Here is a 14,223-nt window from a genome sequence, read left to right as displayed (position 1 = left end):
GGACTTTTCATGGATATCAAGACAGCCCTGAGCCGTATCGTCGGCCATCTCGACCTGAGCACCGACGAGATGCGCGACGTGATGCGCGAGATCATGACCGGCCAATGCACGGATGCGCAGATCGGTGCGTTCATGATGGCCATGCGCATGAAGAGCGAGAGCATCGATGAAATCGTCGGCGCCGTGTCGGTGATGCGCGAACTGGCGGACAAGGTCGAACTCAAGACGCTGGACGGTGTGGTCGATGTGGTCGGCACCGGTGGTGATGGCGCCAATATCTTCAACGTTTCCACCGCCTCGTCGTTTGTGGTCGCGGCGGCCGGTTGCACCGTAGCCAAGCACGGCAACCGCGCGGTCTCAGGCAAGAGCGGCAGTGCCGATTTGCTGGAGGCAGCCGGCATCTACCTGAACCTGACGCCGATTCAAGTGGCGCGCTGTATCGACAATGTCGGCATTGGTTTCATGTTTGCCCAGACCCACCATCGCGCCATGAAACACGCTGCCGCGCCGCGCCGTGACCTGGGCCTGCGTACGCTGTTCAACATGCTCGGCCCGCTTACGAATCCGGCCGGCGTGAAGCATCAAGTGGTTGGGGTGTTCAGCCAGGCGTTGTGCCGGCCATTGGCCGAAGTCCTGCAACGCCTGGGCAGCAAGCACGTGCTGGTGGTTCATTCGAAGGATGGCCTGGATGAATTCAGCCTGGCGGCGCCCACATTCGTGGCCGAACTAAAAAATGATCAGATCAGCGAGTATTGGGTCGAACCTGAAGACCTCGGCATGAAAAGCCAGAGCTTGCATGGCCTGGCGGTCGATGGCCCGGCCCAGTCGCTGGAGCTGATCCGCGATGCCCTGGGACGTCGCAAGACCGAGAATGGCCAGAAAGCCGCCGAGATGATCGTGCTCAATGCCGGTGCTGCGTTGTACGCCGCCGACCACGCCAGCAGCCTCAAGCAAGGCGTGGAACTGGCCCATGACGCACTGCACACTGGCCTGGCCAGGGAAAAACTCGAAGAGTTGGGTGCATTTACCGCCGTATTCAAAGTGGAGAACGAAGGATGAGCGTGCCAACGGTTCTGGAAAACATTCTGGCTCGCAAGGTCCAGGAAGTGGCTGAGCGCAGTGCTCGCGTCAGTCTGGCCGAGCTGGAAAACCTGGCGCGTTCAGCGGATGCGCCGCGCGGTTTTGCCAAGGCGCTGATCGATCAGGCCAAGAAAAAACAGCCGGCAGTCATTGCTGAAATCAAGAAGGCCTCTCCCAGCAAGGGCGTGATTCGCGAACACTTCGTTCCGGCCGACATCGCACGGAGCTACGAGAAAGGCGGTGCGACCTGCCTCTCGGTGCTGACCGACGTCGACTTTTTCCAAGGGGCCGACGACTACCTGAAGCAGGCCCGGGCGGCGTGCAAGTTGCCGGTGATCCGCAAGGATTTCATGATCGACCCGTACCAGATCGTCGAGGCGCGTGCGCTGGGCGCCGATTGTGTGCTGTTGATCGTCTCTGCCCTGGATGACGTGAAAATGGCCGAGCTGGCGGCCGTGGCCAAGAGTGTCGGGCTGGATGTCCTGGTGGAAGTCCATGATGGCGACGAGTTGGAGCGAGCCCTGAAAACCCTCGATACCAAACTGGTCGGCGTGAACAACCGCAACCTGCACACGTTTGAAGTCAGCCTGGAAACCACCCTGGACCTGTTGCCACGCATCCCGCGTGATCGCTTGGTCATCACCGAAAGCGGCATCCTCAACCGGGCCGATGTCGAGTTGATGGAAGTCAGCGATGTGTACTCGTTCCTGGTGGGCGAGGCGTTCATGCGGGCCGAGAACCCGGGTACTGAATTGCAGCGACTGTTCTTTCCTGAACGAGGCCTGCCGCTGAGCGGCTCGACGCTGGACTGATCCATGTCGCCTGTGATTTCCCTCAGCGTCGAAGCTGGCCTGCAAGCCGAACAGGACCTGTTGGCCAGCATCTGCGCGGGCGACGCCGAGTTCGGCCTGCTGTTCTGGCAGCCCAATGACCGCGCGCTGGTCATGCCGCGCCGCTTGAGTCGACTGCCGGGGTTCGAGCACGCCAGTGAAGTATCGGCCGGCCAAGGCTGGCCAGTCCTGCTGCGTGAAACCGGTGGTGAGCCGGTGCCGCAATCGGTCGCTACGGTCAATATCGCCTTGGTCTACGCGCCACCGCGCAGCGAAGGCGACCATGGCCGCATCGAAACCGGGTATCGCCGGTTGTGCGATCCCATCTGCCAGCTGTTGGATGAATTGGGCGGGGTGGCTTCGCTGGGAGAAGTGGAAGGGGCCTTTTGCGACGGGCGCTTCAACGTCAACCTCGACGGCCGGAAAATGGTCGGCACCGCTCAACGCTGGCGCCAGAGCAAAGGTGGCCAGCGTCCGGTGGGGCTGGTGCATGGCGCGCTTTTGCTGGAGAACGAGCGCGAGTCCATGGTCGCGGCGGTCAATCGCTTCAATGAGGCCTGTGGCCTGGAGCAGCGAGTGCGTGCCGAGAGCCACATTGCCTTGCGTGAAAAATTCCCGGCGCCTCACGCATTGGAGCGGCTCGAGGCGCTGTACCGGGAACTGCTGACCCAGCTGCTGGGTGCTTAACGCGTTCCGAACACCACCATGGTCTTGCCTTTGACGCTGACCAGGTTGCGCTCTTCCAGGTCCTTGAGTACGCGACCGACCATTTCACGGGAGCAACCGACAATCCGGCCAATCTCCTGGCGGGTCACCTTGATCTGCATGCCGTCCGGGTGGGTCATGGCATCGGGCTGCTTGCACAGCTCCAACAGACAACGTGCGACACGTCCAGTGACGTCGAAAAATGCGAGATCGCCGACCTTGCGGGTGGTATTGCGCAGGCGCTGTGCGATTTGTCCGCTGAGGACGTAAAGAATGTCCGGGTCTTGCAGGGACAGTTCTCGGAATTTGGCGTAGCTGATTTCCGCAACTTCACATTCAATCTTGGTCCGCACCCAGGCACTGCGTTCCTGTTCCTTGCCCGCCTGTTCGAACAACCCCAGCTCACCGAAAAAATCTCCGGAATTGAGGTAGGCGATGATCATTTCCCGACCGTCATCATCTTCTATCAGGATAGTGACCGAGCCCTTGATGATGAAAAACAGCGTCTCGGAACGATCTCCCGCACAAATGATGTTGTGTTTGGCTGGGTAGCGGCGGCGCTGGCAATGCATCAAGAGCTTGTCGAGATTCTTGATCTTGAACGTGGGAGTAATGGCAACCATGGTTGTATCCCGAAAGACTGCGCGGTGTGGTGGTTTGTTTTTGTATGAAGGCGAATAGCTATCGCTAAAAGCTGGCCATACGCCAGCGAGTTGGCGCCAGCTTAACAGAGGCGTCCTTAATAGATTTGAGAATTTACCTACAGGCTGGCAGGACGGGGCTCTAAGACGAAGAGCGGTCATGGCGAAGCGCTGTGCTAAGCTGGCGACCCTTTTTTAACAGTGGAGTCTTGGCGATGAAGGCACGCATCCAATGGGCTGGCGAAGCCATGTTCCTCGGTGAGTCAGGCAGTGGTCATGTGGTCGTCATGGACGGCCCGCCAGAGGCCGGTGGTCGGAACCTGGGTGTTCGGCCGATGGAAATGCTCCTGTTGGGCGTAGGCGGTTGCAGCAATTTCGACGTGGTCAGCATTCTTAAAAAGTCCCGCCAGGCCGTCGAAAGCTGCGAAGCGTTCCTGGAAGCGGAGCGTGCCACCGAAGATCCAAAGGTATTTACCAAGATCCACATGCATTTCGTGGTGAAGGGGCGAGCCTTGAAGGAAGCCCAGGTCAAGCGGGCCATTGAGCTGTCCGCCGAGAAATACTGCTCGGCTTCGATCATGCTCGGCGCCGCCGGCGTCGAAATCACCCACGATTATGAAATCATCGAATTGGGGTGAGTCGATCTCGATGGCGAAGCCCGCAACTCGCCGCGTTGAAATCCTGAGCTAAAGAAAAAGGCGACTCCCGCTGGAAGTCGCCTTTTTCATTGGTGTTGCAATGGCGTCAAATCCGATAGGTGCTCTTGGTCATGACCTTGGCCAGCAGGCTCATGCCGAACTTCACCGGGCCCGGAAAACGGAAGCCACCGGCGTCAAGCGCACTTTCGGCATGGTGTTCTTCATCCACGCGCATCTGCTCGAGGATCGCCCGGGACTTTTCATCCTCGGCCGGCAGTTGCTCCAGGTGTTCGTTCAAGTGCTTGCACACCTGATGCTCGGTCGCGGCAACGAAGCCGAGGCTGACTTTATCGCTGATCAGGCCGGCGACGGCGCCGATCCCGAATGACATCCCATAGAACAGCGGGTTCAGGACGCTGGTGTGGCTGCCCAGCTGGCGAATGCGTTGTTCACACCAGACCAGATGGTCGATTTCTTCCTCGGCGGCGTGTTCCATTGCCTCACGCACCTGGGGCAGCTTCGCTGTCAGCGCCTGGCCCTGATACAGCGCCTGGGCACAGACTTCGCCGGTGTGGTTGATACGCATCAGGCCGGCGACGTGGCGGGTTTGCTCGTCACTCAGTTGCGCGTCCGGCTGCACGATAGCCGGTGATGGGCGGTACGGCTGGCCACTGAAGGGCAGCAGGGTGCGCATCGCGGTATCGGCTTGCAGCAACAGACGGTCAATCGGCGAGTAGTGACGTTGGGTAGTCATGCTTACCTCCGGGAAAAATCACAGCGGCCAGTTTAACCCAATCGGCCGCCGAGGATTTGCGTTGGGTCAGGACTATCAGCCCGGCGGCCAGTGCATCTGGCGCTGACCCAGCACATGCATATGAATGTGATAGACCGTCTGCCCACCCAGTTCATTGCAATTCATCACCACGCGAAAACCTTCTTCGCAGCCCAACTCCAGCGCCAGGCGCTGGGCAGTGAACAGAATGTGCCCGGCCAGGCCCTTGTCTGCTTCGGTGAGGTCATTGAGCGTACGGATCGGTTTTTTCGGAATGACCAAAAAATGCACGGGTGCTTGCGGGGCGATGTCGTGGAAGGCCAGTACCTGGTCATCCTCGTAGATGATCTTTGCCGGGATTTCCCGGTTGATGATCTTGGTAAACAGAGTATCCACGGCTGTTTTCTCCATTGGGTTCGTCGAGGTCCGATGTCATGAAGGCTCCGGTTGAGGCGCCTGGTTGTTCAACGTGAAGGGATCAGCGCGGGCAGTAAGCCTTGTTGATCATGCCGGCGATGTTCCGGACCAGCCATCGCGATCCCAGTCGCGGCAGTGCGGCCAGCCAGCGATTGCGGCGTCCAGGAATGATGATGGCGCGGTTCTTGTCCAGTGCGCGTACGGCGTACAGGGCAACTTCCTCCGGGCTCATCAGCAACTTGCTGTCGATGAGTTTCTGTTCGTCCATCTGCGCCCTGGCGAAAAAGCCGGTCCGGGTCGGCCCAGGGCAAAGCACCGAGACCTTGATCGCGCATTTCTTCAGTTCAACTCGCAGGGCTTCGGAAAAGTGCAGTACATAGGCCTTGCTGGCGTAGTACGTACTCATCCAGGGGCCGGGTTGGAAGGCGGCGATCGAGGCAACGTTGAGGATCTGGCCGCCGCCGAGCAGCGCCATGCTATTACCGACGGCGTGACAAAGCCGTGTCAGGGCGAGGATGTTGACTTCGATCAGGTCCTGCTCGGTCATCCAGTCCTGGCCCAGGAATGGCCCGCTGGTGCCGATGCCTGCACAATTGACCAGCAGATCGATCTGTCGCTCGCCTTCCTCCAGTTCCAGCAGAAAGCCTGAAAGCCTCAGCGGTTCGCCCAGGTCACAGGCCCGGAACAATACTTCCACGCCAAACCGCTGAGTCAGTTCGATTGCAATACTTTCCAGCCGATCACGCTGTCGAGCCACCAGTATCAGGTTGCGGCCGCGCCGGGCCAGCGCTTCGGCCATGGCCAGGCCGATACCGCTGGAAGCGCCAGTGATCAGTGCGTAACGGGTCATGCAGTTCTCCATCGCAACAGCCCGCCGCCAGTTGACTGGGCTGTCACCGGCATGAAACGCGCTTATTGTTCCTCTTCTTCTTCATAGTCTACAGAAGGCGGAGCGGGCTCGGCTGCCTCGACGGCGGGCTCTTCAGAGGTTTCGTTGCTGGATTCGCTGCTTTCATAGCTGCTCAGGCTGCTGCTGTCGTAGTCCTCCTGAAGGGCTCCGAAGATGCCGGCGAAGGTGGCCATGAAAATCAGGACGATCATCACCAGCCAGAGCGAGGCCAGCAATTTGACCGCTGTGGTATTGCGCGGCGGCGGGGGGCCGTACTGGTTTGCGCCGGTATTGCCCGGAGCGATGATGAGGATGAAGGGGAAGATGCTGCCCACGAATGGAACCAGGTTGATCAGCCACAACCATCCCGACCAACCGAGATCATGCAGGCGCTGGACGTTGAACTGGATGCTCACGAAGGCAAAGGCTAGCACGACGACTGCGGCGAGCAGGCCGCCGACGATGAGTCCCGCGACGGAGTCGGAAGCCAGCAGCCAGGCCGTGGACAGCCAGAAGCCTATGCCGACCAGGGGCAGTAGGGCCAGGGTCAACACCATGGTCCAGGCCAGGTAGCGTAGACGGCCGATACGCCCATCGAAGCTGAAAGGCTTGAGTGTGCCGTATTCGGCAAGCGCTTCACCGACTTGGGCGCGGGGAGGCGCGTATGGCGAGACAGGCTCGACGATCGAATCGGGATGGCGTCCACTCGGTTGCCGTGGTGCCTCCTGTACCTCGCCAAGGTTCAATTGGACGACGGGTTCGGCTTCGATCCTGGCATCGATTCCGCTCTTGTTGAGCGCTTCCAGGTACTGCTGCGCCTCACTCTGGGACAGGTTGCTCTTGAGGGCTACCTTGCGCCCGGTGAACAGCCGTTCAATGGCGCTGACATCGCTTTTGAACAGCTCGGCGAGGTTGAGTTTGGCGGTGGTGGTATCGACGCCCGGCATCAGGCCGCCGTCGAATACGATGTTGAAACGGGTTTCGCTCATGCCCGGCATCCTTGTCTCTAAAAGTTGATGAGTTGTTTTGTTCAGGCTGATTCAGCGGGGCCATTGCCCGCCAAGCTGCGTCGCCCGGGCTTGTGCCTGACGGTATTCTTCATCCAGGCGTGCCACCAACTGATCGACGCTGGGCAAATCATCGATTTCACCCACGCCCTGGCCAGCGGACCATACGGTTTTCCAGGCCTTGGCTTCATCGTTCAGCGGTTTGAGTTTCGAGCCGAAATCCACGGCGCCTTTGTTCTGCAGGGCGGCCAGATCGAAACCGGCGTTCTCCAGGCTCTGGCGCATGAAACTGGCCGGTACCCCGGATACAGCAGGAGTATGCACGATGTCTGCGGCTCTGGATGTGAGCAACATCTCTTTATAAGCGTCAGGTGCGTGGCTTTCGCTCGTACCGATGAAGCGTGTACCGAAGTAGGCCAGATCCGCGCCGAGCAATTGTGCGGCCAAGATCTGATGGCCGTGGTTCAGGCATCCTGCCAGCAGCAGGGTCTTATCGAAAAACTGCCGGATCTCGGCGATCAGTGAAAACGGGCTCCAGGTCCCGGCGTGCCCGCCTGCGCCAGCGGCAACGGCGATCAAGCCATCGACACCGGCTTCGGCGGCTTTCTCGGCATGCCGTCGGGTCGTCACGTCATGGAACACCAGGCCGCCGTAACCGTGAACCGCGTCCACCAGCTCTTTCACCGCACCCAGGCTGGTGATGACAATCGGCACCTTGTGTTCGATGCAGATGGCCAGGTCGGCCTGAAGTCGCGGATTGCTGTGATGAACAATCAGGTTTACCGCGTAGGGCGCCGGGTTTTCCAGGGTTGCCAAGCCGGCTTCGATTTCTTCCAGCCAGGCCTTGAAGCCGCTGCTTTCGCGCTGGTTCAACGCCGGAAAGCTGCCGACAATGCCATTGCGGCAGCAGGCCAGCACCAGTTGTGGATTGGAAATCAGGAACATTGGCGCCGCCACGACGGGCAGTCGCAAGCGTTGTTCAAGCAGAGCGGGCAACGACATGGGAAGTACCCCGGAAATGGATGCTGATTGGAGGTTAGAACGGTCGAACGACGACCAGAATTACGATAGCCAGCAATATCAGAACCGGCACTTCATTGAACCAGCGATAAAAGACATGGCTGCGGGTGTTTTCGCCACGGGCGAAGCGCTTTACCTGGGCGCCGCACATATGGTGGTAACCGATCAGCAGCACGACCAGGGTCAACTTGGCGTGCATCCAGCCTCCCTGGGTGAAGTAGGCGCCGGCATTGAGGCTGAGCAACCAGATGCCGAATACCAAAGTGGCAATCATCGCCGGGCCCATGATGCCGCGGTACAGCTTGCGCTCCATGACGCTGAAGCGCTCTTTGCTGACACTGTCTTCGCTTTGGGCGTGATAGACAAACAGGCGAGGCAGGTAGAACAGGCCGGCGAACCAGCAGACCATGCTGACAATGTGAAGTGCTTTGAGCCACAGATAGAGCATTTTTAGTTATTCCTCGATTCACGGTAGCCCGATAGTAGAGGTTAGAGCGGCCACACGTCACCTTGACGGTTGTCGCAACGCCCTGCGGCCCCTATTATCGACGGCTTTCCAGTGGGTTCGTTGAGGGCAGGTTTATGGTCAAGGTCGGTATCGTCGGCGGCACGGGTTACACCGGTGTCGAACTGCTGCGTCTTCTGGCACAGCATCCGCAGGCTGAGGTGGTGGTCATCACTTCCCGATCCGAGGCCGGCCTGGCCGTCGCCGACATGTATCCGAACCTGCGCGGCCATTACGACGGCCTGGCGTTCAGCGTTCCGGACGTCAAGACCCTCGGTGCCTGCGATGTGGTGTTCTTCGCCACGCCCCACGGTGTCGCCCACGCCCTGGCCGGTGAACTGCTGGCCGCCGGGACCAAGGTGATCGACCTGTCGGCGGACTTCCGTCTGCAGGACGCCGATGAGTGGGCCAAATGGTACGGTCAGCCCCACGGTGCGCCGGAGTTGCTCGAGGAGGCGGTCTACGGCTTGCCGGAAGTCAATCGCGAGAAAATCAAGCAGGCTCGACTGATCGCCGTACCGGGTTGCTATCCGACCGCGACACAGTTGGGCTTCTTGCCGTTGCTTGAGGCCGGTCTTGCCGATACTTCGCGTCTGATTGCCGACTGCAAATCCGGGGTCAGCGGCGCCGGGCGTGGCGCCAGTGTCGGCTCGCTGTATTCCGAGACGTCGGAAAGCATGAAGGCGTACGCGGTCAAGGGGCATCGCCACCTGCCGGAAATTCGCCAGGGGTTGCGCCGGGCTGCGGGTAAGGACGTCGGCCTGACCTTCGTGCCGCACTTGACGCCGATGATTCGTGGCATTCACTCCACCCTCTATGCGACCGTCGTCGATCGTTCGGTGGACCTGCAGGCATTGTTTGAAAAGCGTTACGCCAACGAACCGTTTGTCGATGTAATGCCCGCTGGCAGCCATCCAGAGACCCGTAGCGTGCGCGGTGCGAACGTTTGCCGGATCGCTGTGCATCGCCCGCAGGACGGTGACCTGGTGGTGGTATTGTCGGTCATCGATAACCTGGTCAAGGGCGCGTCCGGCCAGGCGGTGCAGAACCTGAACATCCTGTTCGGCCTGGATGAGCGCCTGGGGCTGTCCCATGCGGGGATGTTGCCTTAAAAGCAGTTTGCCGCAGCTCCGCAAATAGTTGACCGATTTTGTAGGAGAAGCGGATAATGCCCGCCATCACGCATTATGGCGGCGTAAGCGCCGGGAGATATTCAGCATGAGCGTCGAAACCTTCACCCCCACGGCTTTGCAATTCACCCACGGTGCCGCGCACAAGGTGAAGAGCCTGGTCGATGAAGAGGGCAATGATCGTTTGAAGCTGCGCGTATTTGTTACGGGTGGCGGTTGTTCCGGTTTCCAGTATGGCTTCACTTTCGATGAGGAAGTGGCTGAAGACGACACCATCGTCGAGCGCGAAGGGGTCAGCCTGGTGGTCGATCCGATGAGCTTCCAGTACCTGGCAGGTGCCGAGGTGGATTATCAGGAAGGTCTGGAAGGGTCGCGTTTCGTGATCAAGAACCCTAACGCCACCACGACCTGTGGGTGCGGCTCTTCGTTCTCGATCTGAGACAGCTCCAATAAAAACGCCGCAGTGCCTTACGGCCCTGCGGCGTTTTTTTGTCCGTAATCCTGATCTCAGGCCGGGTAGATGGCGCCGAGTACGCGCAAGCCACGGGCGCCAGTGACGCTCGGCCGATTGCCCGGAATGCCTTCAAGGCAGCAATGGGCGAGCCAGGCGAAAGCCATGGCTTCGACCCAGTCCGGGTCCACGCCATACATCGCCGTACTGCTGACCTTGGTACCCGGCAGCAACTCAGCCAGGCGTTTCATGAGCGCCTGGTTGTGCGCGCCGCCGCCGCAAATCAGCAACTCCTGGGTATTCGATTGGGCATGCTGCAGTGATTCGACGATGGTCAGGGCGGTCAGTTCGAGCAACGTCGCCTGTACGTCTTGCGGGGCGAAGGTTGGCAACTGCGACAAATGCTGGCTCAGCCAAGGCAGGTTGAATACCTCGCGGCCAGTACTTTTCGGCCCCTTGGTGACGAAGAACGGATCGCTGAGCAGTGCCTTGAGCAGGGCTGGCTCGACTTTCCCGCTGGCAGCCCACTGGCCGTCACGGTCGAAATGGTCGCCTCGTTGTTGATGTATCCAGGCATCGAGCAAGACGTTGCCTGGACCACAGTCGAAACCGGCTACAGGTTTTGCGGGCTCTATCAGGCTGAGATTGCTGAAGCCACCGATATTCAATACGGCACGATTACCAGCTCGTTCTTCGAACAGTGCTTCGTGAAACGCCGGTACCAGTGGGGCGCCTTGTCCGCCAGCGGCAACATCACGGCTGCGGAAATCGCTGACGACGGCGATGCCGGTCAATTCGCTCAACAGGGCCGGATTGCCGATTTGCACGGTAAACCCACGGGCTGGTTCATGGCGGATGGTCTGGCCGTGGCTGCCAATCGCCGTGATGTCTTCAGGCTTGAGTTTCTGTTCGTCGAGTAGGGTATGGATACCCTGGGCGGCCAGCTTTACCCAGTTTTGCTGGGCAATGGCAGAGCGGGCGATTTCATCGGGCCCGCTGCTGCACAGTCCGAGTAATTCGGCGCGCAGGGCGGCGGGCATGGGGATGTAGTGCGTGGCAATCAATTTGATCGCCGGGGCCAGTTCGATCAGTGCGATATCCAAGCCATCCAGGCTGGTCCCGGACATCACACCGATATAGAGCGCCATGGCTTAGCGCTTGCTCGAGGCCAGCATGGTGGCTTTCTCTTGATCCATGCGAGCCATCAAGGGTTGGCTTTGCGCCAGGAAACGCGCGCGCTCGGCCTTGGCGATCGGATCGGCCATCGGCAACTTCTGGCCAAGCGGATCGACATGGACGCCGTTGACCTGGAACTCATAGTGCAAGTGCGGTCCGGTGGACAACCCGGTGGTACCGATGTATCCGATCACCTGGCCTTGCTTGACGGTGCCGCCAGTCTTCACGCCTTTGGCGAAGCCCTGCATGTGGCCGTACAGCGTGCGATAGGTGTTGCCGTGCTGGATGATCACGGTATTGCCATAACCGCCGCGACGTCCGGCCAACAATACCTTGCCGTCGCCGGCCGCCTTGATGGGCGTACCACGGGGGGCTGCGTAGTCGACACCTTTATGGGCGCGGATCTTGTTCAGGATCGGATGCTTGCGGCCGGCGGAGAACTTCGAGCTGATGCGGGCGAAATCAACCGGTGTACGGATGAATGCCTTGCGCATGCTGTTGCCGTCGGCGGTGTAGTAGCTGCTGTTGCCTTGTTTGTTGGTGTAGCGCACCGCGGTGTATGTCTTGCCGCGGTTGGTGAAGCGCGCGGAAAGGATCGGGCCGTTGCCGACGCTCTTGCCATTGACCACTTTCTGCTCATAGATGACGTCGAATTCGTCACCCTGGCGAATGTCCTGGGCGAAGTCGATGTCGTAGCCGAAGACGCTGGCCATGTCCATGGTCAGGCTATGGGAAAGGCCGGCGCGGGCAGCTGACTGGGACAATGAACTGTTGATGACACCATGGACATAGGCCGAGCGAACGGTAGGCTTGGCGGTGACGCGGTTGAATACGTAACCCTTGTCATTTTTGGTCAGGGTGATGCTTTCCAGGTCGCTCAGCTTGGTGTGCAGATTGTTCAGCTGTCCATCTGGATTGAGTTCGAATTCGAGCTTCTGACCGCGTTGCAGTTGAGTGAACTGCTTGGCTTGCTTGTCGCTGGCCAGGATTTCGTGGACCGATGTGGAGGGCAGGCCAACCTTTTCGAAGAGGGTGGAAAGCGTGTCGCCCTTGGCAACAATCACTTCGCGATGTTCCGGTCCTTTCTTTTCTTCCACGACAGGCGCTTCTACCGGAGCGGCGGCCTGGGCAGTGTCTTCCGGGCTGCTTTCAATCTGCGCAAAAGGAGAGGCGGCCGGTTCGTTTGTGGCTTGAACGGCTTCGGCGGCGTCTTGTTCTTGTGTCAGTTGTTCAGCAGGGCTTTCCAGTTCAAGACTCAGAGTCGTCTTTTTGGCTTCAACATCGCTGGAGGGAAACACCAGGAGCGCCAGGCTTAGGAGGGCTGCGATGCCACTGGCGGCAAGCAGGTGGGTCTTTGGGTAAAGCGGCGGCGCTTTAGACGGTTCTGTGGTCATAAGTAATTTTGACTTTTGAAAAGATGAATTGGAAAAGATGAATGACATGATGAAGATGAAATAACTGTATAAAATATAACCAAAACCCCTGCGAAGCAAGCCCGCGAATGCTCTGTTCTGTGGATCGGCGTCCGTGCGCCGGGCAAACCTTGTATTTGGTGCACGATCTTGTATGGTTGGGGCCCTTTGAATCTGAGCCTTACGGGTCTGTTATGAAGTCGGTTGAAGAGCAGCTAGCGCTGATCAAACGTGGTGCGGAAGAACTGTTGGTCGAGTCCGAGCTGATCGAAAAGCTCAAGCGCGGGCAGCCGCTGCGTATCAAGGCTGGCTTCGATCCGACGGCACCCGATCTGCACCTGGGTCATACCGTGCTTATTAATAAGCTGCGCCAGTTCCAGGATCTGGGGCACCAGGTCATCTTCCTTATAGGGGACTTCACCGGCATGATCGGTGATCCGAGCGGGAAGAGTGCGACGCGCCCGCCGCTGACCCGCGAGCAGGTTCTCGATAACGCCGAGACCTACAAGACTCAGGTTTTCAAGATTCTTGATCCGGCCAAGACCGAAGTGGCATTCAACTCCACTTGGATGGATCAGATGGGGCCGGCGGATTTCATTCGCCTGACGTCCCAGTACACCGTGGCTCGCATGCTCGAGCGCGATGATTTCGACAAGCGCTATACAACCAATCAGCCAATCGCCATCCATGAGTTCCTCTACCCGCTTGTTCAGGGTTATGACTCGGTCGCGTTGCGCGCTGACGTTGAGCTTGGCGGTACCGACCAGAAGTTCAACCTGTTGATGGGGCGTGAGTTGCAGCGTGGTTATGGTCAGGAGGCGCAGTGCATCCTGACCATGCCATTGCTGGAAGGTCTGGACGGCGTGAAGAAGATGTCCAAGTCGTTGGGCAACTACGTGGGCATCCAGGAAGCGCCGGGCGTCATGTACAGCAAGCTGGTCTCCATTCCTGATGTGCTGATGTGGCGTTACTTCGAGCTGTTGAGCTTCCGGTCCATGGATGAGATCAATGCGTTCCGTGCTGATGTAGAGGCCGGGGCCAACCCGCGGGACATCAAGATCAAGCTGGCTGAAGAGATCGTTGCGCGTTTCCATGGTGAGGAGGCTGCGGCCAATGCTCATCGTGCGGCGGGTAATCGTATGAAAGATGGCGAGCTGCCGGATGATCTGCCGGAGATCGAGTTGACTGCGGCTGAGAATATGCCAATCGCGGCGGTTCTTAATAAGGCTGGCCTGGTCAAGAATGCGGCGGTGGCGCGAGATCTCCTGGGTTCGGGTGGCGTGCGCATAGATGGTGAGGTTGTGGATCGCACCTATATATATGAGCTGGGCTCTACTCATGTATGCCAGGCCGGCAAGAAGGCTTTCGCCCGTATTACGCTGAAATCTGAATAAAGCGAAATTAAGGGTTGACGGCAGATTCTGGAAGTCTATAATTCGCCCCACTTCCGGCGCAGTCGAAACGGAAAACTCCTTGAGATTCAACGAGTTAAGTAGGTTTCGAAGGTGCGGGGCTTCAGTTCATCGAAGCCAGGAAGGAGCAGATAGAGT

16 protein-coding genes are annotated in these 14,223 nt (G+C 59.1%); 7 read left to right on the top strand and 9 right to left on the bottom strand.

Features of this window, described 5'->3' with window-relative positions:
* Positions 1–9 precede the first annotated feature (9 nt).
* The 3 genes from trpD to J4E53_RS16615 are packed head-to-tail and all read left to right on the top strand — an operon-like array spanning position 10 to position 2,597.
* On the top strand, positions 10–1,059 hold the full coding sequence (gene trpD / locus J4E53_RS16625; RefSeq protein WP_060740376.1) for an anthranilate phosphoribosyltransferase: 1,050 nt from the start codon (positions 10–12) through the stop codon (positions 1,057–1,059).
* Positions 1,056–1,892: an indole-3-glycerol phosphate synthase TrpC gene (gene trpC, locus J4E53_RS16620; RefSeq protein ID WP_103308217.1), complete on the top strand. Its 837-nt coding sequence runs from the start codon at positions 1,056–1,058 to the stop codon at positions 1,890–1,892. Before trpD ends, trpC begins: the two co-directional genes overlap by 4 nt.
* 3 nt (positions 1,893–1,895) lie before the next feature.
* Complete coding sequence (locus tag J4E53_RS16615) at positions 1,896–2,597, top strand: lipoyl protein ligase domain-containing protein (protein WP_103308218.1); 702 nt, start codon at positions 1,896–1,898, stop codon at positions 2,595–2,597.
* On the opposite strand, the gene crp is transcribed toward J4E53_RS16615, so the two are convergent.
* Positions 2,594–3,238 (bottom strand): cAMP-activated global transcriptional regulator CRP, encoded by a 645-nt coding sequence (crp, locus tag J4E53_RS16610; protein ID WP_060740379.1) that lies wholly within the window; start codon positions 3,236–3,238, stop codon positions 2,594–2,596. The genes J4E53_RS16615 and crp overlap by 4 nt on opposite strands.
* Positions 3,239–3,471: 233 nt before the next feature.
* Here crp and J4E53_RS16605 point away from each other — a divergent pair, with 233 nt between their 5' ends.
* A complete protein-coding gene (locus J4E53_RS16605; RefSeq protein WP_003206127.1) occupies positions 3,472–3,894 on the top strand; it encodes an OsmC family protein in 423 nt (140 codons plus the stop codon).
* A gap of 106 nt (positions 3,895–4,000) precedes the next feature.
* Here J4E53_RS16605 and coq7 read toward each other — a convergent pair whose 3' ends face one another.
* The 6 genes from coq7 to hemJ all read right to left on the bottom strand — a co-directional run bounded on the left by coq7 (position 4,001) and on the right by hemJ (position 8,447).
* Positions 4,001–4,648, bottom strand: coding sequence for a 2-polyprenyl-3-methyl-6-methoxy-1,4-benzoquinone monooxygenase (gene coq7, locus J4E53_RS16600; RefSeq protein WP_103308219.1), 648 nt, complete (start codon positions 4,646–4,648; stop codon positions 4,001–4,003).
* Between the two features lie 75 nt (positions 4,649–4,723).
* On the bottom strand, positions 4,724–5,062 hold the full coding sequence (locus J4E53_RS16595; RefSeq protein WP_060743122.1) for a histidine triad nucleotide-binding protein: 339 nt from the start codon (positions 5,060–5,062) through the stop codon (positions 4,724–4,726).
* Between the two features lie 82 nt (positions 5,063–5,144).
* Positions 5,145–5,933, bottom strand: a complete 789-nt coding sequence (locus tag J4E53_RS16590) for an SDR family oxidoreductase (protein WP_060740381.1) — start codon at positions 5,931–5,933, stop codon at positions 5,145–5,147.
* A 62-nt stretch (positions 5,934–5,995) separates the two neighbouring features.
* On the bottom strand, positions 5,996–6,961 hold the full coding sequence (locus J4E53_RS16585) for a DUF805 domain-containing protein (protein ID WP_103308220.1): 966 nt from the start codon (positions 6,959–6,961) through the stop codon (positions 5,996–5,998).
* Between the two features lie 51 nt (positions 6,962–7,012).
* Entirely contained in the window at positions 7,013–7,981 is a 969-nt protein-coding gene (locus J4E53_RS16580; RefSeq protein WP_060740383.1) for a nitronate monooxygenase family protein, read from the bottom strand.
* A gap of 34 nt (positions 7,982–8,015) precedes the next feature.
* A complete protein-coding gene (hemJ, locus tag J4E53_RS16575; RefSeq protein WP_003206117.1) occupies positions 8,016–8,447 on the bottom strand; it encodes a protoporphyrinogen oxidase HemJ in 432 nt (143 codons plus the stop codon).
* A 134-nt stretch (positions 8,448–8,581) separates the two neighbouring features.
* On the opposite strand from hemJ, the gene argC reads away from it, so the two are divergent.
* A complete protein-coding gene (argC, locus tag J4E53_RS16570) occupies positions 8,582–9,616 on the top strand; it encodes an N-acetyl-gamma-glutamyl-phosphate reductase (RefSeq protein ID WP_060740384.1) in 1,035 nt (344 codons plus the stop codon).
* A 106-nt stretch (positions 9,617–9,722) separates the two neighbouring features.
* Positions 9,723–10,073 carry an iron-sulfur cluster insertion protein ErpA gene (gene erpA, locus J4E53_RS16565; RefSeq protein WP_003177727.1) on the top strand — a complete coding sequence of 117 codons (351 nt, stop codon included), beginning with the start codon at positions 9,723–9,725 and terminating at the stop codon, positions 10,071–10,073.
* Between the two features lie 68 nt (positions 10,074–10,141).
* Here erpA and J4E53_RS16560 read toward each other — a convergent pair whose 3' ends face one another.
* Both J4E53_RS16560 and J4E53_RS16555 read right to left on the bottom strand, forming a co-directional pair.
* The gene (locus tag J4E53_RS16560) at positions 10,142–11,233 is read right to left on the bottom strand and encodes an anhydro-N-acetylmuramic acid kinase (RefSeq protein ID WP_103308221.1); all 1,092 of its coding nucleotides are present in this window, start codon (positions 11,231–11,233) and stop codon (positions 10,142–10,144) included.
* 3 nt (positions 11,234–11,236) lie between these two features.
* Entirely contained in the window at positions 11,237–12,655 is a 1,419-nt protein-coding gene (locus tag J4E53_RS16555) for a peptidoglycan DD-metalloendopeptidase family protein (protein ID WP_060740386.1), read from the bottom strand.
* A 212-nt stretch (positions 12,656–12,867) separates the two neighbouring features.
* Here J4E53_RS16555 and tyrS point away from each other — a divergent pair, with 212 nt between their 5' ends.
* Positions 12,868–14,067 carry a tyrosine--tRNA ligase gene (gene tyrS, locus J4E53_RS16550; protein WP_060740387.1) on the top strand — a complete coding sequence of 400 codons (1,200 nt, stop codon included), beginning with the start codon at positions 12,868–12,870 and terminating at the stop codon, positions 14,065–14,067.
* Positions 14,068–14,223 lie beyond the last annotated feature (156 nt).

The organism is Pseudomonas sp. FW305-28 (genome assembly GCF_017351395.1).
GTDB classification, from domain to species: Bacteria; Pseudomonadota; Gammaproteobacteria; order Pseudomonadales; family Pseudomonadaceae; genus Aquipseudomonas; species Aquipseudomonas fluorescens_AA.
This window is presented reverse-complemented; position numbering and strand designations above follow the sequence as displayed.

Excerpts from the sequence above, each read along its gene's own strand:
- trpD (WP_060740376.1), top strand. The coding sequence starts at position 10 with ATGGATATCAAGACAGCCCTGAGCCGTATCGTCGGCCATCTCGACCTG.
- trpC (WP_103308217.1), top strand. The coding sequence starts at position 1,056 with ATGAGCGTGCCAACGGTTCTGGAAAACATTCTGGCTCGCAAGGTCCAG.
- J4E53_RS16615 (WP_103308218.1), top strand. The coding sequence starts at position 1,896 with ATGTCGCCTGTGATTTCCCTCAGCGTCGAAGCTGGCCTGCAAGCCGAA.
- crp (WP_060740379.1), bottom strand. The coding sequence starts at position 3,238 with ATGGTTGCCATTACTCCCACGTTCAAGATCAAGAATCTCGACAAGCTC.
- J4E53_RS16605 (WP_003206127.1), top strand. The coding sequence starts at position 3,472 with ATGAAGGCACGCATCCAATGGGCTGGCGAAGCCATGTTCCTCGGTGAG.
- coq7 (WP_103308219.1), bottom strand. The coding sequence starts at position 4,648 with ATGACTACCCAACGTCACTACTCGCCGATTGACCGTCTGTTGCTGCAA.
- J4E53_RS16590 (WP_060740381.1), bottom strand. The coding sequence starts at position 5,933 with ATGACCCGTTACGCACTGATCACTGGCGCTTCCAGCGGTATCGGCCTG.
- J4E53_RS16585 (WP_103308220.1), bottom strand. The coding sequence starts at position 6,961 with ATGAGCGAAACCCGTTTCAACATCGTATTCGACGGCGGCCTGATGCCG.
- J4E53_RS16580 (WP_060740383.1), bottom strand. The coding sequence starts at position 7,981 with ATGTCGTTGCCCGCTCTGCTTGAACAACGCTTGCGACTGCCCGTCGTG.
- hemJ (WP_003206117.1), bottom strand. The coding sequence starts at position 8,447 with ATGCTCTATCTGTGGCTCAAAGCACTTCACATTGTCAGCATGGTCTGC.
- argC (WP_060740384.1), top strand. The coding sequence starts at position 8,582 with ATGGTCAAGGTCGGTATCGTCGGCGGCACGGGTTACACCGGTGTCGAA.
- erpA (WP_003177727.1), top strand. The coding sequence starts at position 9,723 with ATGAGCGTCGAAACCTTCACCCCCACGGCTTTGCAATTCACCCACGGT.
- J4E53_RS16560 (WP_103308221.1), bottom strand. The coding sequence starts at position 11,233 with ATGGCGCTCTATATCGGTGTGATGTCCGGGACCAGCCTGGATGGCTTG.
- J4E53_RS16555 (WP_060740386.1), bottom strand. The coding sequence starts at position 12,655 with ATGACCACAGAACCGTCTAAAGCGCCGCCGCTTTACCCAAAGACCCAC.
- tyrS (WP_060740387.1), top strand. The coding sequence starts at position 12,868 with ATGAAGTCGGTTGAAGAGCAGCTAGCGCTGATCAAACGTGGTGCGGAA.